Genomic DNA, 21,539 nt, shown 5'->3' on the forward strand with positions numbered 1-21,539 from the left:
TTTTTATCGGGAGTCTCCATGAGCGCCGTCACTCGCGCAGCGGTTGAAGCCGTCCTTCGTCAATACACCGACCCATACCTGAACCAGGATCCCGTCAGCGCCGGCAGCGTCCGCGCCATCGAGATCGAGGACGGCCGCGTCAGCGTGCAGATGCAACTCGGCTATGCCGCTGGCCTGTTCAAGAACGGCTGGGCCCAGGTGCTCCAGACCGCGATCGAAGGGCTGGACGGCGTGAGCGCGGCGAAGGTGAGCATCGATTGCGTGATCGAGCCGCACAAGGCCCAGGCACAGATTCCGGGGCTGGCCAACGTCAAGAACATCATCGCCGTGGCCTCGGGCAAGGGCGGTGTCGGCAAGTCCACCACCGCCGCCAACCTGGCGCTGGCGCTGGCCCGTGAAGGCGCCCGGGTGGGCATTCTCGACGCGGACATCTATGGCCCGAGCCAGGGCGTGATGTTCGGCATTGCCGAAGGCACGCGGCCGCAGGTCAAGGACCAGAAGTGGTTCGTGCCGTTGCAGGCTCATGGGGTCGAGGTCATGTCGATGGCCTTCCTCACCGACGACAACACGCCGATGGTGTGGCGCGGCCCGATGGTGTCCGGCGCGCTGCTGCAACTGGTGACCCAGACCGCTTGGGACAACCTCGACTACCTGGTGATCGACATGCCGCCGGGCACTGGCGACATCCAGTTGACCCTGGCGCAGAAGGTGCCGGTCGCAGGCTCCGTGATCGTCACCACGCCGCAGGACCTGGCCTTGCTCGATGCGAAGAAGGGCGTGGAAATGTTCCGCAAGGTCAACATTCCAGTGCTGGGTGTGGTGGAAAACATGGCCGTGCACATCTGCTCGAACTGCGGTCATGCCGAGCACCTGTTCGGCGAAGGCGGCGGCGAGAAGCTGGCGTCGCAGTACGGTGTCGAACTGCTGGCTTCGCTGCCGCTGTCGATGCTGATCCGCGAGCAGGCCGATAACGGCAAGCCGACCGCGATCGCCGAGCCGGAAAGCCAGATCGCCATGGTCTATCAGGAACTGGCCCGCTCGGTGGGTGCGAGCCTGGTGTTGCAGGAAGCGGCCGCCCCGGCGATGCCGAATATCACTGTCAGCGACGACTGAGTGCTGGCCCGGCCCGCTGCGCTGTTGCGCGGCGGGCCTGCAAGAACCGATCGCCCATAAAAAAACCCCGCTCGAGAGCGGGGTTTTTTCAAGCGATGAAGCAGAAGTTAGATAACTTCAACTTCTTCAGCTTGCATGCCTTTCTGACCGCGGGTAGCGATGAAAGAGACCGCTTGGCCTTCTTTCAGGCTCTTGAAGCCGTCAGCCTTGATGGCTTTGAAGTGTACGAACAGGTCGTCACCGGATTGTGGGGTGATGAAGCCGAAGCCTTTTTCATCGTTGAACCACTTAACGGTACCGGTTTGGCGATTGGACATGGTCTGTCTCCTTGGACAAAAGTTTTCCGGCTCAGGAACGCCCTGGCCGAGACTGAGTGCAAAAAGACAGAAAATTCATGGATGGTTGATCGAGATCTTGCATCGAGTAGAGATTCTCAGTGACAGCGTGCAGCACAGTGTCGGCACCTTACCGGTTTTTCTTCGAGGTGCCAATGGTCTTGCGCGGCTTTTGCGCAATTCATGACTGACGGCGTCATTTGCGGCCTGTAGCCATTCGCCACTAACGGATCGACGGCCGGATGCAGGCTAATTCTTTGAAGCGGGCGCTCGTCCCGGTAAGATGCCGCTCACCTTTTTCACCACGCTACTTCAGGACACCCCGCCATGAGCATCAAATCGGACAAGTGGATTCGCCGCATGGCGCAGGAACACGGCATGATCGAGCCGTTCGTCGAGCGCCAGGTGCGCAATGACGGCAACGACAAGCTGATCTCCTTCGGTGTCTCCAGCTACGGCTACGACGTGCGCTGCGCCGATGAATTCAAGGTGTTCACCAACATCAATTCGGCCACCGTCGATCCGAAGAACTTCGACGCCGGCAGCTTCGTCGACGTCAAGAGCGACGTCTGCATCATCCCGCCGAACTCCTTCGCCCTGGCCCGCACCGTCGAGTACTTACGCATTCCGCGCAACGTGCTGACCATCTGCCTGGGCAAGAGCACCTACGCCCGTTGCGGCATCATCGTCAACGTCACGCCGCTGGAACCGGAATGGGAAGGCCACGTGACCCTGGAATTCTCCAACACCACCACGCTGCCGGCGAAGATCTACGCCAACGAAGGCGTGGCGCAAATGCTGTTCCTGGAGTCCGACGAGGAATGTGAAGTCTCCTACAAGGACCGTGGCGGTAAATACCAAGGCCAGCGCGGCGTCACCCTGCCGCGTACCTGAACCGACGAACTGGTGGGAATTCCGCCGCCTTGTGGCACTCCAAGAAGATGAACCGTCCCGGCGCGCATGACGTGCGCCGGACCTCGTCAGGAGCAGCCAATGAAACTCGATCCCGCAATCAGCGCCAAGCTGGCCGTGCTGCAGCCCAACCACATCGGGCTGCCGGTATGGTCACTGCTGGCCCATCCGCATCCGGCGATGCACGCTGGCGGTGTTCCCGGCCAGCCCGACCCGGACACCCCGCAACCCGGTGAAAACCCACCAATGGAACCCGGCGAACCCACCCTTCCCGATGAACCGCCGCCCGCTCCGGTAGCCTGATTCAGCGCGCCAGCGGCCAGACCCGGCCGGCGCCCGCCAGGAATATCCTGGCCGGTGTGGCCGGGGTCACCCGCCAACCGCCGGTAAATTCGCCGAACGCCGGCAGCAGGCTCACTTGCTCGTCGATCACGAAGCACGGCAGGCGCAGCCTTTGCCGTGCCTTGCCATGCAGTACGCAGACCGGATGCACATGCCCGCACAGCACCGGATGGGTCGGGTGGGCCACGGGGTCGTGCTGCAAGGCGAAGGGCTCCAGCAACCAGGGTTCGTCCAGCATCTCGATGCCCAGGCTAGGCGGCGGATCGCCGGCATGCCGGTCGTGATTGCCGCGAATCAGGCGGATTTGCAACGCGGGGTGGCGTTCACGCCAGGCCTGCAATAACGCCAGGGTTGCCGGCGCGCGCCCTTGGCGGGCATGGATGAAGTCCCCCAGCACCACCAGTTGCTCGCTCGGATAGCGTTCCAGCAGGGCGTCCAGCCGCTGCAAGGTTGCGGCGGTGGTGCCACGCGGCACCGGCTGATGCTGGGCGCGGTAGCTGGCGGCCTTGCCGATATGCACGTCGGCCAGCAGCAGCGCCTTGCGTGCAGGCCAATACAGGGCGCGGTCGGCGAGCAGCCACAGACGCTCGCCGCACAGTTCGATTTCACAGTGCTCGTGCATTCCGGCGCCCCCCGTCCGCAGCTTTTTCCAGATCGGCGACCATCCGTGCGATGCGGTCGGCGAGCTTTTCCGTGCTCATGGTCTCGCGCATGCCCTCGACCACCAGCGCGAAGGCCAACGGCCCCGGCCGGCGCAGCGCGTGCAGGTCCAGGCGCTGGCCGCTCATCTTCAGCAACTGGCGATGCAGCCGCTCGATTTCCAGTTCCTCGCGCAACACTTCATCCCGTGCCTGGCCCAGCAGCAGGTTGTCAGCGTCGTGACGGCGGAACACTTCGAAAAACAGCCCGCTGGAGGCCTGGATCTGCCGGGTGCTTTTCTGCGCGGCGGGGTAGCCGCCGAACACCAGCCCGGATATCTGTGCGATCTCGCGAAAACGCCGCTGGGCCATTTCCCCGGCGTTGAGGCTGGCGAGCACGTCTTCGAGCAGGTTGTCGGCGCTCAGTGCTGCCGGCAGGATGCTGGCCCAGTCCACGGCGGTCGGGCTGAGCAGTTCGAAGCCGTAATCGTTGACCGCGATGGACACACTCAACGGCTGCTCGCGACTCGCCCGCCAGGCGATCAGGCTGGCCAGCCCGAGGTTGGCCATGCGCCCGGCGAAGGGATACAGAAACAGGTGCCAGCCCTGCCGCGAGTGCCAGGTTTCCGCGAGCAGGCTGCTTTGCGTCGGTAGCGCCGACCAGGCGGCCTGCAATTCCAGCAGCGGGCGCACGGCCTGCATTTCCGCGCCGCTGAATTGCCCCTTGGCGGCGGCATCAAGCTGCTCCACCAAGGCGTCGGCCAGTTCGCTGGAAAGCGGCATGCGCCCGCCATTCCAGCGCGCCAGTGCGGCCTTGCGCGCGGTGCTGCGCCGCACATAGGCGGTCATGTTCTCGACCCGCACCAGCTCCAACACCCGCCCGGCGAAGACAAAGGCGTCGTTGGGCCGCAGACGGGCGATAAAGGCTTCTTCGACGCTGCCGAGGTTGGTGCCGCCGCCGCCCTTGCTCCAGAACTTCAACTGAATACTTGCGTCGCTGACGATGGTGCCGATGCCCATGCGATGCCGTCGGGCCAGCCGCTCGCTGGCAACCCGCCAGATACCGTCGGCATGGGCCTCGACCCGCTGGTAATCGGGATAGGCGCTGAGGGAACTGCCGCCATGCCGGACGAAATCCAGCGCCCATTGCCACTGGCTGTCGCGCAGGTCGCGAAAGGCGAAGGTCGTGCGCACTTCCTCCAGCAACTCCAGCGGCCTGAAGCCCGCGCCCAGCGCCATGCTCACCAGATGCTGCACCAGCACGTCCAGGCACAGCCGCGGCGATTGCCGCGCCTCGATATGCCCGGCCGCCAAGGCCTGGCGCGCGGCGGCGGCTTCCACCAGTTCCAGGCTGTGGGTTGGCACCAGGGTGATGCGCGACGCCCGCCCCGGCGCGTGCCCGGAGCGACCTGCGCGCTGCATCAGCCGTGCCACGCCTTTGGCCGAGCCAATCTGCAGGACCCGCTCCACCGGCAGGAAGTCCACGCCGAGGTCCAGACTCGAGGTGCACACCACCGCCTTCAGCCCGCCCTCCTTGAGACTGCGCTCGACCCACTCGCGAGTGCCGCGGGCCAGCGAGGCGTGGTGCAGGGCGATCAGTCCGGCCCACTGCGGACGGGCTTCCAGCAGCGCCTGATACCAGCGTTCGGCCTGGGCGCGGGTGTTGGTGAAGACCAGGCAACTGTGGCAGTCATCGATTTCCCGGCAGACCGGCTCGACCAGGTTCAAGCCCATGTGCCCGGCCCAGGGAAAACGCTCGATGGCGGCGGGCAGCAAGCTGTCCACCAGCAGGCGTTTGTCTTGGCGACCTTCGATCAGCCGGCCGTTTTCCGGCACCAGCACGTCAAGGGCGTGGGGAAGATTGCCGAGGGTCGCCGACAGCCCCCACACCACCAACTGCGGGTGCCATCGACGCAGGCGGGCGAGGGCCAGTTGCAGTTGCACGCCGCGCTTGTTGCCGAGCAATTCGTGCCACTCGTCGACCACCACCATGCGCAGGCTGGCGAAGTCGTCTTCGGCCTGGGCGCGGGTCAGCAACAGGGTCAGGCTTTCCGGGGTGGTGATCAGCGCGCTCGGCAGGCGCCGGGCCTGGCGGGCGCGTTCGGCGCTGCCGGTGTCGCCGCTGCGCACGCCGATGCTCCACGGCAGGTCCAGCTCGTCCAGCGGTGCTTGCAGGGCGCGGGCGGTGTCGGCGGCGAGGGCGCGCATCGGCGTGATCCACAGCACCTGCAAGGGCGCGGGCTGCGGGCGTTTGGCGTTGACGACGGGTTTGCCGGCGAAGGCGCGCAACGCGGCCAGCCACACCGCGTAGGTCTTGCCCGCGCCGGTGCTGGCGTGCAGCAAGCCGGATTCGCCGCGGCCCACCGCCGCCCAGACCTGCCGCTGAAAGGCGAACGGCGTCCAGCCACGGGCGGCGAACCAGGCATCGGCGAGGTTGGGGCTGACTGGCATGGGCGCGTCCGGCTCGATGAGGGCTGTGTCTTCACAGACCATCGGCCGGACGCATTGGTTTTATTTCAGATTGCCCCGCAGGAATTGCTGCAAGCGCTCGCTCTTCGGCTGGCCGAGCACATCGGCCGGCGTGCCCTGTTCTTCCACCAGCCCCTGGTGGAGGAACATCACCTGGCTGGAGACCTGGCGGGCGAAGGCCATTTCGTGGGTGACCATGATCATGGTCCGGCCTTCTTCGGCCAGGCCCTGGATCACCCGCAGTACTTCGCCCACCAGTTCCGGGTCGAGGGCCGAGGTCGGTTCGTCGAACAGCAACACTTCTGGCTCCATCGCCAGCGCGCGGGCGATGGCCACCCGTTGCTGCTGGCCGCCGGACAGAAACGCCGGGTACTGGTCGGCGACTCGCGGCGCCAGGCCGACCTTGTCCAGGTAGCGGCGGGCGCGTTCTTCGGCGTCGTGCTTGCTCACGCCCAGCACGCGGCGTGGCGCCATGCAGATGTTCTCCAGCACGCTGAGGTGGCTCCACAGGTTGAAGTGCTGGAAAACCATGGCCAGCCGCGTGCGCAGGCGCTGCAACTCGTCGGCGTCGGCGACGTGCAGGCCATGGCGGTCATGGACCATGCGGATGTCCTTGCCGTCCAGGGTCATGCGCCCGTCGTCGGGCTGTTCGAGGAAGTTGATGCAGCGCAGGAAGGTGCTTTTGCCCGAGCCGCTGGCGCCGATCAGGCTGATGACGTCGCCGGTGTTCGCCTTGAGCGAGACGCCCTTGAGCACCTTGTGGTCGCCGTAGCTCTTGTGAAGGTCTTCGATGGTCAGTTTGTACACGCACAAGCCCTCATGGCGACAGCAGATAACCGCTTCGGTAAGCCTCGCGGCCGGCGACGTGGGCGATGACCATCCCGGCGGTGGCCATGCGCCGCAGCGAACGGGCGTAGAGCAGGCCCGGCTGGACGTTATGCACCGGGGTCACGCGGTCACTGAGCGGGTCGATGACCTCGGCCACCCGTTGTCCGGCTTCCAGGTATTGGCCGGGGCTGACATGAAACACCAGCAACCCGCCCAGCGGCGTGGCGACCGGCTCGACACCGGCCAGCGGCGTGGCCGGATACAGCAGCGGCGGCAGCGGCGCCGGCTCGCCGTCGATGGCGCCGAAGTGGGTCAGGTAATCGAGGATGGCCTGGCAGTCGGCCTGGGCCAGCGGATGACTGACGTCGCCTTGGCCGCGCAGTTCGACGGTGACCGAGAAGCTGCCCATCGGAATCGGGAAGTGCTTGCCGAACCGCTGCTGCAACTGCCACCAGACCAGGGTGAAGCACTCATCGAACGACTGCCCGCCGGAGTCGGTGGCCAGCAGGCTGGCCTGCACCCCGAGGTAGCGCGACAGCGGCTCGACCTGCGCCCAGGCTTCCGGCGTGGTGTAGAGGTGTTTCACGGCTTCGAAATCGCAGTGCAGGTCGAGCACCATGTCGGCATCGCAGGCCAGCCGTTGCAGGGTCAGGCGCTGGGATTGCAGCGGCGTGTGCGCCGGGTGCCCGGCCAAGGCACGGCGCAGGCTCTCGCGGATCAGCTCGACGTTGTGTTGCGGGTCCTGGTTCAGGTGGCCTTCGATCTGGTCGCCGACCAGGTCGGACAGGTCGACGAAGCGCCGGTTGAAATTCTCGCCGCTCTGCAACTCGTAGCGGCCCAGCGGTACGTCCATCAACACCTGCTCGAGGCCCACCGGATTGGCCACCGGCACCAGGACGATTTCCTGGCGCAGGCGTCCCTGGCTTTCCAGTTCGGCGAGGCGTTGCTTGAGGTGCCAGGCCACCAGCATGCCGGGCAGTTCGTCGGCGTGCAGCGAGGCCTGGATGTAGATCTTGCCGCCGGCCCGCGGGCCGAAGTGGAAACTGTGGATCTGGCGGGAAATGCCGGGGACCGGGGCCAGAAGGTCGTGGGTCTTGTGGTGCATGAAAAGTCCTAGTGAGCGGGGCCGAGGAAGGCCAGCCAACGCCGCTCGGCGAGGCGGAACAGACCGACCAGGGCGAAGGTGACGCACAGATAGATGATTGCCGCGGTGCCGAACGACTGGAACGTCAGGAAGGTGGCCGAGTTGGCATCCCGGGCCACTTTGAGGATATCGGGCACGGTGGCGGTGAAGGCCACGGTGGTCGAGTGCAGCATCAGGATCACCTCATTGCTGTAGAACGGCAGCGAGCGCCGCAATGCGGACGGCATGATGATGTAAGCATAGAGTTTCCAGCCTTGCAGGCCGTAGGCGCGGGCGGCCTCGATTTCGCCATGGTTCATCCCGCGGATCGCTCCGGCGAAGATTTCCGTGGTGTAGGCGCAGGTGTTGAGGGCGAAGGCGAGGATGGTGCAGTTCATCGCATCGCGAAAAAACGCATCCAGCAGCGGCTGTTCGCGCACGGCGGCGAGGCTGTAGATGCCGGTGTAGCAAATCAGCAACTGGATATACAGCGGCGTTCCGCGGAACAGGTAGGTGTAGAACTGCACCGGCCAGCGTACCCAGAAACGCCGCGAAACCCGGGCGATCGACAGCGGGATCGAGACCAGGAAACCGATTGCCAGCGAGGCGCTGAGCAGCCACATGGTCATGGCCAGGCCGGTGATGTGGGTGCCGTCGGTGTAGAGGAAGGCGCGCCAGTATTCCTGTAGCAGTTCGATCATCGCAGGGCCTCCCGGGTGCCGACGTTATAGCGCCGTTCCAGCCAGCGCAGGGCGATGTTCGAGGCACTGGTGATCAACAGGTAGATGAGCGCCGCCACGATCAGGAAAAAGAACAGTTGATAGGTGCTTTTGCCGGCGTCCTGCGCGGCCTTGACCAGATCGGCGAGGCCGATGATCGACACCAGCGCGGTGGCCTTGAGCATCACCATCCAGTTGTTGCCGATGCCCGGTAGGGCGAAGCGCATCATTTGCGGGAAGACCACGAAGCGAAAGCGTTGCATGCGCTTGAGCCCATAGGCCGTGGCCGCCTCGACCTGGCCGCGGGGCACGGCAAGGATCGCGCCGCGAAAGGTCTCGGTGAAATAGGCGCCGTAGATGAAGCCCAGGGTGATGACCCCGGCGGCGAACGGGTCGATCTCGATGTATTCCCATTCCAGGTAGTCGGTGAGGCTGGTGAGCCAGGTTTGCAGGCTGTAGAAAATCAGCAGCATCAGCACCAGGTCAGGCACGCCGCGGATCAGCGTGGTGTAGAGCTGGGCGGGGAGGCGCAGCATGCGCAGTGCCGAGAGCTTGGCGCTGGCGCCGAGCAATCCCAGGCCGACGGCGACCAGCAGCGACATGAAAGACAGTTTCAGGGTCATCCAGGTGCCCTGCCACAACAGTGGGCCGAAGCCCTTCAGGCTGAACGCCGAAAGCCCGAGCAGCGCAAGCAGATCGTCGAACATGAAGCGAACCCTTGGGGTGAAAAAAAGATGCCCATCCGTGGGATGGGCACCGGTTGGCGGTTATTTGCCGCTGTAGAGGTTCAGTTCACCGAAGTGCTTCTTCTGGATCTCGGCGTAGGTGCCGTCGGCGTGTAACGCTTTGATACCTTTGTTCAGGAGGTCCTGCAGGTCTTTGTTACCTTTGCGGATACCGACTGCGGTTTTCGACGGCAGCAGTTCGCTGTCCACCGGCTGGCTCACTTCATAGTTGGCGCCTTGCGGCGACTTCAGGAAGCCCAGTTCGGCTTGCAGCATGTCCTGGATCGAGGCATCCAGGCGGCCTGAGATCAGGTCGGAATAGACCTGGTCCTGGTTCTGGTAGGCCTGGGTCTTGACCCCGGCCTTGTCCAGCACGGCCTTGGCGTAGGCTTCCTGAATGGTGCCCTGCTCGTAGCCGACGGTCTTGCCCTTGAGCGAAGCGATGTCGGCGCTCAGGCCCGAACCTTTCTTGAAGACGAAGGAGGTAGGGCCGGAGAACAGCTCTTCCGAGAAGTCGATGACCTTCTGCCGCGCTGGCGTCACGGTCATGGACGAAATCACGCCATCAAACTTGTTGGCCTTGAGGCCCGGGATCATCCCGTCGAAATCGCTTTCCACCCACTTGCAGGTGACCTTCAGTTCCTTGCAGATCGCGTTGCCCAGATCGATATCGAAGCCCACCAGCGAGCCATCGGCGGCTTTGGACTCAAACGGCGCATAGGAAGGATCGACGCCAAAACGCAGCTCCTTGTACTCCTTGGCCAGGGCGTTGCCGGCAGCCAGACACAGAGCAACAGCGGAAAGCGTCAGCCATGCTTTTTTCATCGTGTAGTCCTTGAGAAGCGGCGAAATATTGGGGTGGCCGTGCACCGTTACCGGTCGCGGCCCGACATCACAGTGATAGCAAGTTTTGCACCACTCTGACGGATACCTTGTCCTGGAGGCTTTATCCGGGCACCTCGGGCGGTGCCTGTCGTGCGGGGAAAGCGGTTTGGCGGCGGTGTGCGTTTTTACAGTGCGTGCCTCGCACAGTTCGATCCGCTCAGTGCACTGTCTTGCAGCACGGCGTGGCCGGGTCTCACGTGACTAACTAAAACAGTCTGCATGTTTGAACTGTTTATATCGTGTACGAAACGGGCGACGGTCATCTCCCAAAGTTCATGCTCGAACCGATTGTTTATTGTCGGTCAGCACAGAGTCTCTTAAGGTCCCCTGTGAAGTGTGCTGCCCAGGCTTGCAGTGTTTTTATTATGTGTGCGAGAGGCCATAAGGCCGATGTGAATGTGCCTCCCGGCTGCGGCTGTTGCCTGCCTGAACACTGGCGGATCTGACTTTATTCTTTGAAATTAATGTTGGAGATGACCATGGTGTACGACGTTGTTGTAGTCGGGAGTGGGGCGATTGGTGGCTCCATTGCATTCGAACTGGCCAGCCGCGGGCTCTCGGTCTGCCGCGTGGGCGAGACCGCCCGGCGCAATGCGGCGTCCCGGGCTGCGGGGGCGATGAATGGCTGTTTCGGTGAGGTGACCAGGACACTGTTGTCTTCGGAGCCTGGTCGCCTGAAGTTGGTCATGGATATACAAGCGAAAAGTCTGTGGGCCGACTGGGAAGAGCGCCTTGCAACGGCCAGCAGCAATAACAAGGGATTACTGGCCGCCTGCGGAACGCATGTAATTCTAAACTCCGCGGGCATGGCGGAAGTTGACAGTGCCAACTACGCCGCCATTGAACAGAGCCTGCGTGATTTTCAGGTATTGCATACTTCGGTGGCGCCGGATGAACTTGAATGGATCAAGGCCAATGATCTGGTCAGGCCGATGCGCGCGCTGTTCATTCCGGATGAAAACGCAATCGATCCCCACCTGCTGCTGGAGAAACTTGATACAGCATTACTGGGAACCGGCGGCACGATCATCGATGCAACGGCCCGCCAGATCCTCGTGGAAGGTGCCGTCGCCACCGGCGTGATGCTGGACGACGGCCGCTCTATCGCGGGAAAACACGTGGTGGTGGCGGCGGGCGTGCAGTCACTGGACCTGTTCGACGAACTGGAGGACGTGGGACGCAAGATTCCGCCGCTGTTCGCCGGCTATGGCGTGTCGCTGCTGTTGCGGCCCAAGGCCGGCCAAAAACTGCCTGAAACCGTGATCCGTACGCCCAATCGCGCCTTTGCCTGTGGCTTGCACTGTCTGCCCCGGGGCGATGACCTGCTCTACCTCGGCGCGACCAATATCCTCGCGGAACAACCGCGCAGCCAGGCCCTGGTTTCCGACGTGCAGTTCCTCCTCGACTGCGCTGTAGACCAGCTCAACCTCGACCTTCATGACGCGGAAATCGTGGATATCCAGGTGGGCAACCGGCCGATCGCCGCCGATGGATTCCCGTTGATAGGGCCGTGCGGATACGACGGCCTGTGGATGGTCACTGGTACCTACCGCGACGGTTTGCACCAGTCGCCATTGTTGGCGGCCTGGGTCGCGGACCAGATCGAGGGCCGCGACAACAAGCTCGACCTGTCGGCCTTCACCCCGTTGCGGGCGCCGCTGCAGGTCGCGTCGCGGGCTGACACCCTCACCGAAACGGTGCGGCAGATGTTCGCCACCGGTTACGAATACCGCTGGGATATCAAGCCCTACTGGATGCCGCTGCTGGATCGCGGCATGAACGAGAACTACACCCGGCTGGTCGAGGCACTGCACCCGAGCTTCACGCCGCCGCCGGAGCTGATTGCCTTCTCCTGGCTGTACCCCTCGATGTTCCAGAGACTGGCCCGTTACTACGAGGCGTGGTCATGACCGCGGCATGGATCGCAGGGCACCGCGCGGCGGCATTGCGTGCCCTGGCCGACGCCGGGGTATGGGATCCGGGTGCCGACACGGCGGCGCTGGTGGCGAAGCACTTGTACGGCGTCGAATGCTTCGACGAGCAGCGGGTGCAGGCGTTTCGCGCCGATGTGGCGGAGCGCTGCGCGCGCATTCCGCTGGGGCACATACTCGGTTACGCCGATTTCGGCTTCCTGCGCCTGATGGTTGGCAGCGGGACGTTCGTGCCCCGGTGCCAGAGCCAGGCAATGCTGCGCTGGATCGAGCGCAACCTGAGGCTGGATTCCCAATCCTGCGTGTATGACCTGTGTGCCGGAGTCGGAGCGCTGGGGTTGTCGATCTGGTCGGCGTGCGGCGCGAGGGTGACCTGTGTCGAATCTGATCCCACCGCCCAGGCCTATCTGCAGCGCAACATCGGCCGGCTCGGTGCCGAGCGCCACCTCAACCTGATGGCGGCGGACATCACCCAGGCCGCCCCCTTCGAACACGACCGCGGGCTGATCGATGTGGTCGTCGCTAACCCGCCTTACGTTGCACCGCACACCGACCTGCTACCGGAGTGGAGTCGTCATCACCCGCCTGGCGCGATTTACGCCCGGGACGAGGGCGCTGAATTGATCGAGGCCTCGGCCCGGCTGGCCAGCACCGTGCTGAAGCCTGCGGGCGCCTTGCTCATCGAGCATGGCGAGGCCCAGGTGGAGCAGGTTGAAACCTTAATGAGGAGGCACGGCTTTCAGTCGATCAGTCATTGCGTGGACGATGACTTCGGCGATGCGACCGGACCCTCCGTTTTCAGCGTAGGGAGAAGGGCATGAATCAATACGGCAAGCACAACACGGGCAAGGGCGACACCTGGATGGGGCTGCGCCATCAACGAACCAGCGATGCACTGGGCACGGCCGCCGCCGGTGGCCTGACCGGATTCGATGTGGTCGCGCGCAAGGGCAAGGAACTGACCCTGGCCGATGGCTCGACCTGCACCGAGTTCGTTTCCTGCTCCTATCTCGGGCTGGAGAGCCACCCGGCGCTGGTCCTGGCTGCCCGGGAGGCGCTGGAGCGGATCGGCATCCACCTGTCGGCCAGCCGCGGGGCGATGAGCCCGGTGTACCTGCGCCAACTGGAACAACTGCTGTCAGAGATCTACGACGGGGCGTCGGTCACGGTCTTCACCTCCACCAGCAATGCCCATCTGGGCGTCCTGCCGCTGCTGGGCAGTGGGGTGATGGAGGGCTATCCCGTTCGCGACAAGGGCGTGATGTGGCTGGTGGATCGCACCGCCCACGCCTCGATGCAGGTCTTGCGCGGGGTGCTGGAGCAGTTTGGCCCGGTATGCCGGGTCGACACCGCGGATATCGACGCCGTCGAAGAGGTGCTGCGTGGCTGCGACCAACAGGGCGTGACACCGGTCCTGCTGATCGACGGCGTGGGCTCGATGTCCGGCCTGCTGCCGGTGGCCCGGCTGAGCGAACGGCTGCGCACCCACGGCGGCTACCTGTACGTCGATGACGCCCACGGCATTTCGATCACCGGACGCCATGGCGCCGGCTACGCCTTCGAGAACCTGGGCCACCGGCTGCCGGCCAACACCCTGATTGCCGGCTCCCTGAGCAAGGCGTTCGGCGGGGCGGGAGGCTTCATCGTACTGCGGCCCGGCTACGACGCCCGGCAACTGCAGGCGCTGGCCAATCCGCTGGTGTTCGGTCACAGCATCGCGGTGCCCATGCTGGCGGCGAACGTGGCGGCTGCGCAGCTTCACCTGTCTTCCGACATCCACGCGTTGCAGCAGCGGCTGTGGCGCAACGTCCGGCGGCTGGATGAAAGCGTCGCACAGCCGATGATGAACGCCGACCTGTGTGCGCCGATCCGCGGCGCCCTGTTCGCCAGCGAGCGCCAGGGCGTCACTGCCGCCCGGGCCCTGAGGGCGGCGGGCCTGGTGATGTTTCCGGTGTTCTATCCCATCGTCGAAAGCGGCAAGGCGATGCTGCGCTGCGCGGTGTCCGCCGCCCATACCCCGGCCCAGATCGACACCCTGGCGCTGCAGCTCAACCAGCACCTGAACGCACAGGCCGTGGAGGAATGAACCATGTCGAACGATGCCGCTGTAGTGCTCGGCTCGCACCGGGCGCAACTGGACAGGATCAACGGGCAACTGGTCGATTTGCTGGCAGAGCGAATGCAGCTCTGCCGGAACATCGCCAGGCTGAAATCAGCCCATGGCATTTCGATGATGCAACCGCAGCGCATCAGCTCGACGCTTGAGCTGGTGCGCTCGCTGTCCAGCGCGAGGCAATTGCGCCCGGACTATGTCGACCGGCTGTTCCGTCTGATCATCGATGAAACCTGTGATGAAGAACTGCGGGTCATGGCCAGCGCCGCCAAGGACGAGGGATGAACGATGCGCATACTGATCATCGACAACCTCGACTCCTTCACCAACAACATCGCCCAGTACCTGTATGAGGTCTGCGGCGAGCACCCGGTGGTGGTGCCCAACACCCACAGCCTGGCGCAACTGGAACTGGATCGGTACGAGGCCGTGGTGCTGTCGCCCGGCCCCGGTCATCCCGGACGCTCCGGGGATTTCGGGGTGTGCCGGGATGTCCTGGAACATGGCGGTCTCCCGGTGCTGGGCGTGTGCCTTGGGCATCAGGGCATCAACTGCTTTTTCGGCGGGCAGGTGGAGCACGCACCGGCGCCGGTGCACGGTTACAGGACCCGGATCCGGCATGCGGGCAGTGGCCTGTTCGAAGGCATCGAGCAGGACTTCACCGCCGTGCGCTACCACTCGCTGGTGTGCACCGAAGTGCCGGAATCACTGGAGGTGACGGCCCGTTCCGAGTGTGGGCTGGTCATGGCGCTGGCCCATCGGCAGCGCCCGGTCTGGGGCGTGCAGTTTCATCCGGAGTCCATCGACTCGCAGCACGGCAAGCGGCTCTTCGGCAATTTCCTGCGCATGGTGAGGCAGTGCCAGAAAGGCGCTATCGAGAAACAGGTGGCTCATGCCTTGCGCCTGGTGGGCGGCCCGTCGACGCTCGCTCCGGACTACCGGCTGATGGACCCCGCCACCGATCCGCTGGCCACCTTCGAACACCAGTTCGGTGACTGCGTGGCGGCGTTCTGGCTCGACAGCGAGCGGGCCGAGCGCAGCAGGGCGCGCTATTCGCTGATGGGCAGCTGCGATCCCGATTCGGCGCTGGTGTTCAGCTATAACGTCGAGCAACGGCTGCTGACGATCGAAGGGCCGGCGGGGAAGACCGCGTTGGCGGGTGACTTCTTCGATCTGATGGCCGGGGTCACCGCCTCGTTGCGTCCCGAGTGCTGGCCGCAGGCGCCGTTTCCGTTTCGTGGCGGGCTGGCGGGTTATCTGGGGTACGAACTCAAGGCGCTCAATGGCGCTGAAAACCTGCACGTGTCGCCGCTGCCCGACAGCCTGTTGTACCTGCCGAAAAACATGATCGTGTTCGATCATCAGCTTGGCGTTGGTTATCTCTGCCACCTCTGGGGCGAGCGCCTGTCGCTCAAGCCCGTGCCGCCGGTCAGCCGCGCCGCTGCCACCGCATTTTCACCGGGGCCGGTGGCCGAGGCGGCGTTGAACCTCGCCGACGGCTCGACCGCCTACCAGGAAAAAGTCAGGGCCTGCCTGGCGCAAATCACCGAAGGCGAGTCATACGAGATCTGCCTGACCAACCGCGCCCGCATGGTCTGCCCGGATGCGCCGCTGGCGGTCTACACGCGCATGCGTGCTATCAGTCCCGTGCCTTATGGCGCCTATATCGACACCGGCACCTTCGCGATCCTCAGTGCGTCGCCGGAGACCTTCCTGAAAATCGATGCCACTGGCCGTATCCGCTCCCGGCCGATCAAGGGCACCCGCCCGCGTGGCAGCAGCCCCGTGGCGGATCAGGCGCTGCGCGACGACCTGGCCGCATCAGCCAAGGACCGTGCCGAGAACCTGATGATCGTCGACCTGGTCCGCCATGACCTCAACGGTATCTGCGTGGCGGGTTCGGTCGAGGTTCCGGACGCTTTTTCGATTGAAAGCTATTCGTCGGTCCACCAACTGGTGTCCACCGTGCAGGGGCAACTGCGTGCGGGCGTCGATGCGTTTACCGCCATCAAGGCGTGCTTTCCGGGCGGCTCCATGACCGGCGCGCCGAAAGTGCGCACGATGGCTATCATCGACCGGCTCGAAGCTTCCGCCCGTGGCGTTTACTCTGGCGCCCTGGGCTGGATCGGGGTGGACGGCTACACCGAACTGAGTGTGGTCATCCGCACGGCGGTGGTGAAGGACGGCATGGCCACCTTCGGTATCGGCGGGGCGATCGTCGCGGCGTCCGACCCCGTCGACGAAATGGAGGAAACACTGGTGAAGGCGAGCGTTCCGTTTCACAGCATCAAGGGATGAACATGGAAAAAATTCTGATCATTGGCGGCGCGGGCTGCGTCGGCCAGTTCATGGCGGGCCTGCTGGCGGACGCCGGCCATGCGCCGATCATCATCGATCGGGTGGCCGCACCGTCGGGCCTCGATCAGCGGGTCATGGACGCGCTGCTGTTGCCCGAACAGGCGCCGGAACTGCTGCGGGCCGCCACCACGCTGATCATCGCTCTGCCGGAAGAGGCGGCTTTGCAGGTGCTGGAGCGTTACGCCGGTGCCATGCCTGCGTTGCGGGTACTGGTCAATACCTGTTCGGTACAGACTCCGTTCCAGTTACGCGCCTCCCGGCTGTTTTGTGATGTACCGTCGCTGGGCCTGAACCCGATGTTTTCGCCGACCCTCGATTGCCGGGGGCGGCCGCTGGTGCTGTGCGAGCGCGGGCGCAGCGAAGCGGGTGAATGGTTCGAGCAACTGCTGGTCGAGCGCGGCATGCTCGTCACCCGCCTGGCCCCCGACGAGCATGACCGCACCCTGGCGGTCTGCCAGACGCTGCCCCATGCGGCGATCCTCGCGTTTGCCGTTGCCCTGCAACACAGTGAGTGCGATCCGGCGCTGATCGCGGCGCTGGCGCCGCCGCCGATGAAAACCCTGCTGAGCCTCGCCGCCCGCATTCTGCAAAACCAGCCCGTGACCTACTGGGATATCCAGAAGCACAACTGCAACGCGGCGCGCCAGCGCGAACAACTGGGCCAGGGGCTGGACCTGCTGCATCAGTTCTGCCGGCAGGACACGCCGGAGCTTTTCAGCGCCGAACTGGACGCCGTGCGCCGCTACCTCGGCGTCGGGGTCGAACACTACGGCAAGGCGTGTGCCGGCATTTTCACGTTGTTGAATACACCTCAGGGAGAAGCACTCCATGCAAGAAGCAGCGAGCCCGCTGTACGCGATTCTCGGCAACCGCACGAAAGCACTGGCGTTGCTGGCGATCATGCTGCCCGTTCTACTGGTCACCATCGATAACACCATTCTCAACTTCGCCTTGCCGCGTATTGCCGTGGCGCTCAATCCGTCCGCCGCCGGCCAGTTGTGGATGATCGATGCCTATTCGCTGGTGCTGGCCGGTCTTTTGGTGACCATGGGCGGCACCGGTGACCGGGTCGGTCATCGACGCATGCTGTTCATCGGGTGCGGCGGGTTCGCGCTGGTGTCGCTGCTGCTGTCGCTGTCGGTGCACGCCTGGCAGTTGATTGCCGGGCGCGCCTTGCTGGGCGTATTCGGAGCAATGATTTTGCCGGCGACCCTGGCCCTGATCCGCAGTGCCTTCAGCGACCGTGAAGAGCGGCGGGTGGCCGTGGCGGTCTGGGCCACCTGCCTGACCATCGGTTCGGCGCTGGGGCCGTTGCTGGGCGGTGTGCTGTTGCAGTTTTTCGACTGGCCTTCGGTGTTCCTCGTGGCCTTGCCGTTCTTGCTGCCGGTCCTGGTGCTGGCGCCGTCGCTCAGTGAAACGCAACGGCAATCCGGAGGCTCGACGGATTACCTCAGCATCCTGCTCAGCCTCGGTGCCATGACCGGCGTAATGCTGGCGCTCAAGCACGGCGCGACCACCGGTCTCGACGTCCAGGCCCTGCTCTGGCTGGTGGCCGGTGTGGGCTTGGGCCTGTTGTTCGTGCGGCGGCAGTTTCGACTCGAAGAGCCGCTGCTGGACCTGCGCCTGTTCCGCAACAGCACCTTCAGCGTGTGCATCGCGGTGAACCTGGTGAGCCTGGGGCTGCTGATCGGCTTCATCTTCTTCGCCACGCAACTGCTGCAACTGGTGTTCGGCATGGCGCCGCTGGCCGCCAGCCTGATCCTGGTGCCCGGTCAGGTGCTGGCGATCATCGCCGGCATGGCCGTGGTGCCGCTGGCGCGCAATGTGGCGCCCAACCGGTTGCTGGCGGCCTGCCTGCTGTTGGCGGCGCTGGCGTTCGCGGTGATGGCGCTGGTTCAGGCCAGTGTGGTCAGCGTCTGTGTTGCCTTCGTACTGCTCAATATCAGTGTCGCGGCGATCACCACGGTCTCCAATGACCTCGTGTTGAGTTCGGTCCCCGCCGAGCGTGCGGGCAGTGCATCGTCGGTCAGCGAAACGGCCTATGAGGTGGGCGTGGTGCTGGGCACGACGCTGATCGGTGGCGCGGTCGCGGCGCTGTACCGGTTGTCATTGGTGCTGCCCGAAGGGCTGTCGGACGAGGCGACCCGCGCGGCGGCGACCCTGGGTGGCGCGCGCGCGGTCAGCAGCGGCGAGCATGCGGCGGCGCTGTTGCAGGCGGCGGATGCGGCGTTCCGCGAAGGTGTATCGCTCACCAGTGCCGCGGTGGCGCTGACGGTGCTGGCGTTCGCGCTGCTGACTCTGCGCTGCCTGCGTTCGCCTAGCTGAGCAACGCCTGCAATGTCGCCAGGTCATCCGCTTCTTCTACCGGCTTGTCCTGGCGCCAGCGGGCCATGCGCGGGAAGCGCACGGCGATGCCGCTTTTGTGGCGGCGGGACAGGGCGATGCCTTCGAAGGCCAGTTCGAAGACCATGCTGGGGGTGACGCTGCGCACCGGGCCGAAGGTTTCGAGGGTGGTCTTGCGGATGATGGCGTCGACGCTGCGCATCTCGGCGTCGCTGAGCCCGGAGTAGGCTTTGGCGAACGGCACCAGGGTGCGCTCCGGCGTGCCGGGCGGGGCGTCCCAGACGGCGAAGGTGTAATCGCTGTAGAGGCTGGCGCGGCGGCCGTGGCCGCGCTGGGCGTAGATCAGCACGGCGTCGACGGTGAAGGGGTCGATCTTCCATTTCCACCACACGCCCATGTCCTTGGTCCGGCCCACGCCGTAGAGGGCATCGCGCGCCTTGAGCATCAGGCCTTCGACGCCGAGGTCGCGGGCGTTTTCGCGCTGGCGGGCGAGGTCGGCCCAGTCGCTGGCGGCGAGCACGGGCGACAGGTGCAGCACCGCGTCCTGGCACTGCTCGACCACGGTTTCCAGTTGGCGCCGGCGCTCATGCTGCGGGCGGCTGCGCCAGTCTTCGCCCTGCCATTCCAGCAGGTCGTAGGCGAGCAGGGCCACCGGCGCGTCGGCCAGCAGTTTCTTGCCGAGGGTCTTGCGGCCGATCCGTTGCTGCAACAGGGCGAAGGGCTGGACGGCGATGGCGTCGGTTCGGGTATCCGGCTTCCACACCACGATTTCGCCGTCGAGCACCGTGCCGTCGGGCAGGCGCTCGGCCAGCGCGTGCAGCTCGGGAAAACGTTCGGTGACCAGTTCTTCGCCCCGCGACCAGATCCACAACTGGCCGTCGCGCTTGACCAGTTGCGCGCGGATGCCGTCCCACTTCCATTCCGCCTGCCAGTCGCTGACCGGCCCGAGCAGGGCGTCGAACTGCTCGACTGGCTGTTGCAGAGCATGGGCGAGGAAGAAGGGATAGGGCTGGCCGCCGCGTTGGGCGTGCTCGTCGGCGGAAGCTTCGGCGACCAGCGCGCGGTAGTCGTCCGCCGTGGGGCGGTGGCTGAGGTCGGTGTAGCCGACCAGACGCTGAGCCACTTGCTTGGCATCAAGGCCGGCCAGTTGCGCCAGGGCGCGGGTGACCAGCAGCTTCGACACGCCAACGCGGAAACTGCCGGTGATCAGTTTCAGGCACACCAGCAGGCTGTTGCGGTCCAGTTGCGCCCAGAGCTGCGGCAGGCGTTGCGACAGGGTTTCCGCTGGCAGGCCGCGCAGCGGCAGCAGCTCGTCTTCGACCCAGTGCGCCAGGCCCGCGTCGCTGCTGTGTTCGACCTCCGGCAAGAGCAGGGAGAAGGTCTCGGCCAGGTCGCCCACGGCCTGGTAGCTTTCTTCGAACAGCCACTCCGGCAGCGCCGCCAGGCGGGTGGCGATGTCGCGCAGCAGGCGAGTGGGCACCAATTGCCGGGGACGACCGCCGGCGAGAAAGTACACCGCCCAGGCGGCATCTTGCGCCGGTGCCTGGTTGAAGTAGTCCTGCAGGGCTTGCAGCTTGGCGTTGCTGGACGTGGTGGCATCCAGGCGCAGGTACAGTTCGGCGAAGGCTTTCATGCTTCCGCCTGCGCTACGTTCGACGCGTCGTCTTCGTCGCCGTATTCGGTGACGAAGGGGCGGGCGTCGAGGCCCTGTTCGCTGAGATAGCGCACCAGCACACCGACCGAACCATGGGTGACCATCACCCGCTGCGCCCCCGTTTCGGCGATGGCCCAGAGCAGCCCCGGCCAGTCGGCGTGGTCGGACAGCACGAAGCCGCGATCGACCCCGCGCCGCCGTCGGGTGCCGCGCAGGCGCATCCAGCCGCTGGCGAAGGCGTCGCTGTAATCGCCGAAACGGCGCATCCAGGTACTGCCGCCGGCCGAGGGCGGGGCGATGATCAGGGCCTGGCGCAGCAGCGGGTCATTGCGCGGGATGTCGCCGGCGTATTGCGTTGGCGGCACATGGATGCCGGCCTCGCGGTAGACCCGGTTGAGCGGTTCGACCGAGCCGTGGGCGAGGATCGGCCCGAGGCTGGCATCGATGCCGTGGAGGATGCGCTGGGCCTTGCCGAAGGCGTAGCAGAACAACACGCTGGCCTTGCCGCGGGTCTGGTTGCCGCGCCACCACTCATTGATTTCGCTGAACACCTCGGCCTGCGGTTGCCAGCGGTAGATCGGCAGGCCGAAGGTGGATTCGGTGATGAAGGTGTGGCAGCGCACCGGCTCGAACGGCGCGCAGGTGCCGTCGGCCTCGACCTTGTAGTCCCCCGACGCGACCCAGATTTCACCTTGGTATTCCAGGCGTACCTGGGCCGAGCCGAGGACATGGCCGGCGGGGTGGAAACTGAGGGTGACGCCGTGGTGCGACAGGCGTTCGTGGTAGGGCAGGGTTTGCAGATTGATCTCGGCGCCGAGGCGGGCTCGCAGGATCCCGGCGCCGGGGGCGGCGCACAGGTAATGGTGATTGCCGGTGCGGGCATGGTCGCCGTGGCCATGGGTGATGACCGCCCGTTCCACCGGGCGCCAGGGATCGATATAGAAATCACCGGGCGGGCAGTAGAGGCCTTCGGGGCGGGCGATGACAAGGTCCATGGCAGGGCTGCTGGTGGAGGGCTTGTATCGGTAGAGCGGTTACTGGGTGGGGAAGT

At 65.1% G+C, this 21,539-nt stretch carries 20 protein-coding genes; 10 read left to right on the forward strand and 10 right to left on the reverse strand.

Annotation, left to right across the window (positions count from 1 at the left end; genetic code table 11):
- Positions 1-18: 18 nt before the first annotated feature.
- Positions 19-1,113 carry an iron-sulfur cluster carrier protein ApbC gene (gene apbC / locus NTD82_RS08245; RefSeq protein WP_262128363.1) on the forward strand — a complete coding sequence of 365 codons (1,095 nt, stop codon included), beginning with the start codon at positions 19-21 and terminating at the stop codon, positions 1,111-1,113.
- Positions 1,114-1,220: 107 nt separating this feature from the next.
- On the opposite strand, the gene NTD82_RS08250 is transcribed toward apbC, so the two are convergent.
- The gene (locus NTD82_RS08250; protein WP_010221054.1) at positions 1,221-1,430 is read right to left on the reverse strand and encodes a cold-shock protein; all 210 of its coding nucleotides are present in this window, start codon (positions 1,428-1,430) and stop codon (positions 1,221-1,223) included.
- A gap of 345 nt (positions 1,431-1,775) precedes the next feature.
- Between NTD82_RS08250 and dcd the strand changes: the two genes are divergently transcribed.
- Together dcd and NTD82_RS08260 are read left to right on the forward strand one after the other, a co-directional pair.
- Positions 1,776-2,342, forward strand: a complete 567-nt coding sequence (gene dcd / locus NTD82_RS08255; protein WP_262128366.1) for a dCTP deaminase — start codon at positions 1,776-1,778, stop codon at positions 2,340-2,342.
- Between the two features lie 99 nt (positions 2,343-2,441).
- Complete coding sequence (locus NTD82_RS08260; protein WP_262128368.1) at positions 2,442-2,663, forward strand: hypothetical protein; 222 nt, start codon at positions 2,442-2,444, stop codon at positions 2,661-2,663.
- A gap of 1 nt (position 2,664) precedes the next feature.
- On the opposite strand, the gene pdeM is transcribed toward NTD82_RS08260, so the two are convergent.
- From pdeM to NTD82_RS08295, 7 genes are read right to left on the reverse strand one after another with little or no spacing between them, the layout of a single operon-like run.
- The gene (gene pdeM, locus NTD82_RS08265) at positions 2,665-3,324 is read right to left on the reverse strand and encodes a ligase-associated DNA damage response endonuclease PdeM (protein WP_262128370.1); all 660 of its coding nucleotides are present in this window, start codon (positions 3,322-3,324) and stop codon (positions 2,665-2,667) included.
- Complete coding sequence (locus NTD82_RS08270) at positions 3,308-5,791, reverse strand: ligase-associated DNA damage response DEXH box helicase (protein WP_262128372.1); 2,484 nt, start codon at positions 5,789-5,791, stop codon at positions 3,308-3,310. The genes pdeM and NTD82_RS08270 overlap by 17 nt, the downstream gene beginning before the upstream one ends.
- Before the next feature lie 60 nt (positions 5,792-5,851).
- On the reverse strand, positions 5,852-6,616 hold the full coding sequence (locus NTD82_RS08275) for an ABC transporter ATP-binding protein (RefSeq protein ID WP_095154907.1): 765 nt from the start codon (positions 6,614-6,616) through the stop codon (positions 5,852-5,854).
- A 10-nt stretch (positions 6,617-6,626) separates the two neighbouring features.
- Positions 6,627-7,742 carry a succinylglutamate desuccinylase/aspartoacylase family protein gene (locus tag NTD82_RS08280; protein WP_262128374.1) on the reverse strand — a complete coding sequence of 372 codons (1,116 nt, stop codon included), beginning with the start codon at positions 7,740-7,742 and terminating at the stop codon, positions 6,627-6,629.
- An 8-nt stretch (positions 7,743-7,750) separates the two neighbouring features.
- On the reverse strand, positions 7,751-8,461 hold the full coding sequence (locus tag NTD82_RS08285; protein WP_095154909.1) for an ABC transporter permease: 711 nt from the start codon (positions 8,459-8,461) through the stop codon (positions 7,751-7,753).
- On the reverse strand, positions 8,458-9,186 hold the full coding sequence (locus tag NTD82_RS08290) for an ABC transporter permease (protein WP_095154910.1): 729 nt from the start codon (positions 9,184-9,186) through the stop codon (positions 8,458-8,460). Before NTD82_RS08290 ends, NTD82_RS08285 begins: the two co-directional genes overlap by 4 nt.
- A 60-nt stretch (positions 9,187-9,246) precedes the next feature.
- Positions 9,247-10,029: a transporter substrate-binding domain-containing protein gene (locus NTD82_RS08295; RefSeq protein ID WP_095154911.1), complete on the reverse strand. Its 783-nt coding sequence runs from the start codon at positions 10,027-10,029 to the stop codon at positions 9,247-9,249.
- Positions 10,030-10,568: 539 nt separating this feature from the next.
- On the opposite strand from NTD82_RS08295, the gene NTD82_RS08300 reads away from it, so the two are divergent.
- The 7 genes from NTD82_RS08300 to NTD82_RS08330 are packed head-to-tail and all read left to right on the forward strand — an operon-like array spanning position 10,569 to position 18,816.
- Entirely contained in the window at positions 10,569-11,999 is a 1,431-nt protein-coding gene (locus NTD82_RS08300) for an NAD(P)/FAD-dependent oxidoreductase (protein ID WP_262128377.1), read from the forward strand.
- Entirely contained in the window at positions 11,996-12,841 is an 846-nt protein-coding gene (locus NTD82_RS08305; protein WP_262128379.1) for a N5-glutamine methyltransferase family protein, read from the forward strand. Before NTD82_RS08300 ends, NTD82_RS08305 begins: the two co-directional genes overlap by 4 nt.
- Complete coding sequence (locus NTD82_RS08310) at positions 12,838-14,106, forward strand: aminotransferase class I/II-fold pyridoxal phosphate-dependent enzyme (protein WP_262128381.1); 1,269 nt, start codon at positions 12,838-12,840, stop codon at positions 14,104-14,106. Before NTD82_RS08305 ends, NTD82_RS08310 begins: the two co-directional genes overlap by 4 nt.
- 3 nt (positions 14,107-14,109) lie before the next feature.
- Positions 14,110-14,418, forward strand: coding sequence for a chorismate mutase (locus tag NTD82_RS08315; protein WP_095154914.1), 309 nt, complete (start codon positions 14,110-14,112; stop codon positions 14,416-14,418).
- A 3-nt stretch (positions 14,419-14,421) separates the two neighbouring features.
- The gene (gene pabB, locus NTD82_RS08320; protein WP_262128383.1) at positions 14,422-16,431 is read left to right on the forward strand and encodes an aminodeoxychorismate synthase component I; all 2,010 of its coding nucleotides are present in this window, start codon (positions 14,422-14,424) and stop codon (positions 16,429-16,431) included.
- A 2-nt stretch (positions 16,432-16,433) separates the two neighbouring features.
- Positions 16,434-17,423: a prephenate dehydrogenase dimerization domain-containing protein gene (locus NTD82_RS08325; protein WP_262128385.1), complete on the forward strand. Its 990-nt coding sequence runs from the start codon at positions 16,434-16,436 to the stop codon at positions 17,421-17,423.
- Positions 17,320-18,816, forward strand: coding sequence for an MFS transporter (locus NTD82_RS08330; protein ID WP_262128387.1), 1,497 nt, complete (start codon positions 17,320-17,322; stop codon positions 18,814-18,816). Before NTD82_RS08325 ends, NTD82_RS08330 begins: the two co-directional genes overlap by 104 nt.
- Here NTD82_RS08330 and NTD82_RS08335 read toward each other — a convergent pair.
- A complete protein-coding gene (locus NTD82_RS08335) occupies positions 18,809-20,467 on the reverse strand; it encodes an ATP-dependent DNA ligase (RefSeq protein WP_262128389.1) in 1,659 nt (552 codons plus the stop codon). The two genes, NTD82_RS08330 and NTD82_RS08335, sit on opposite strands and share 8 nt — an antisense overlap.
- The gene (locus tag NTD82_RS08340; protein WP_262128391.1) at positions 20,464-21,483 is read right to left on the reverse strand and encodes a ligase-associated DNA damage response exonuclease; all 1,020 of its coding nucleotides are present in this window, start codon (positions 21,481-21,483) and stop codon (positions 20,464-20,466) included. The genes NTD82_RS08335 and NTD82_RS08340 overlap by 4 nt, the downstream gene beginning before the upstream one ends.
- Between the last annotated feature and the right edge of the window lie 56 nt (positions 21,484-21,539).

The organism is Pseudomonas sp. 5P_5.1_Bac1 (genome assembly GCF_025466015.1).
Taxonomy (GTDB): domain Bacteria; phylum Pseudomonadota; class Gammaproteobacteria; order Pseudomonadales; family Pseudomonadaceae; genus Aquipseudomonas.

Excerpts from the sequence above, each read along its gene's own strand:
- NTD82_RS08250 (WP_010221054.1), bottom strand. The coding sequence starts at position 1,430 with ATGTCCAATCGCCAAACCGGTACCGTTAAGTGGTTCAACGATGAAAAA.
- pabB (WP_262128383.1), top strand. The coding sequence starts at position 14,422 with ATGCGCATACTGATCATCGACAACCTCGACTCCTTCACCAACAACATC.
- NTD82_RS08325 (WP_262128385.1), top strand. The coding sequence starts at position 16,434 with ATGGAAAAAATTCTGATCATTGGCGGCGCGGGCTGCGTCGGCCAGTTC.
- NTD82_RS08270 (WP_262128372.1), bottom strand. The coding sequence starts at position 5,791 with ATGCCAGTCAGCCCCAACCTCGCCGATGCCTGGTTCGCCGCCCGTGGC.
- NTD82_RS08335 (WP_262128389.1), bottom strand. The coding sequence starts at position 20,467 with ATGAAAGCCTTCGCCGAACTGTACCTGCGCCTGGATGCCACCACGTCC.
- NTD82_RS08280 (WP_262128374.1), bottom strand. The coding sequence starts at position 7,742 with ATGCACCACAAGACCCACGACCTTCTGGCCCCGGTCCCCGGCATTTCC.
- apbC (WP_262128363.1), top strand. The coding sequence starts at position 19 with ATGAGCGCCGTCACTCGCGCAGCGGTTGAAGCCGTCCTTCGTCAATAC.
- NTD82_RS08330 (WP_262128387.1), top strand. The coding sequence starts at position 17,320 with ATGCAAGAAGCAGCGAGCCCGCTGTACGCGATTCTCGGCAACCGCACG.
- NTD82_RS08285 (WP_095154909.1), bottom strand. The coding sequence starts at position 8,461 with ATGATCGAACTGCTACAGGAATACTGGCGCGCCTTCCTCTACACCGAC.
- NTD82_RS08310 (WP_262128381.1), top strand. The coding sequence starts at position 12,838 with ATGAATCAATACGGCAAGCACAACACGGGCAAGGGCGACACCTGGATG.
- NTD82_RS08260 (WP_262128368.1), top strand. The coding sequence starts at position 2,442 with ATGAAACTCGATCCCGCAATCAGCGCCAAGCTGGCCGTGCTGCAGCCC.
- pdeM (WP_262128370.1), bottom strand. The coding sequence starts at position 3,324 with ATGCACGAGCACTGTGAAATCGAACTGTGCGGCGAGCGTCTGTGGCTG.
- NTD82_RS08340 (WP_262128391.1), bottom strand. The coding sequence starts at position 21,483 with ATGGACCTTGTCATCGCCCGCCCCGAAGGCCTCTACTGCCCGCCCGGT.
- NTD82_RS08315 (WP_095154914.1), top strand. The coding sequence starts at position 14,110 with ATGTCGAACGATGCCGCTGTAGTGCTCGGCTCGCACCGGGCGCAACTG.
- NTD82_RS08305 (WP_262128379.1), top strand. The coding sequence starts at position 11,996 with ATGACCGCGGCATGGATCGCAGGGCACCGCGCGGCGGCATTGCGTGCC.
- NTD82_RS08290 (WP_095154910.1), bottom strand. The coding sequence starts at position 9,186 with ATGTTCGACGATCTGCTTGCGCTGCTCGGGCTTTCGGCGTTCAGCCTG.
- dcd (WP_262128366.1), top strand. The coding sequence starts at position 1,776 with ATGAGCATCAAATCGGACAAGTGGATTCGCCGCATGGCGCAGGAACAC.
- NTD82_RS08295 (WP_095154911.1), bottom strand. The coding sequence starts at position 10,029 with ATGAAAAAAGCATGGCTGACGCTTTCCGCTGTTGCTCTGTGTCTGGCT.
- NTD82_RS08300 (WP_262128377.1), top strand. The coding sequence starts at position 10,569 with ATGGTGTACGACGTTGTTGTAGTCGGGAGTGGGGCGATTGGTGGCTCC.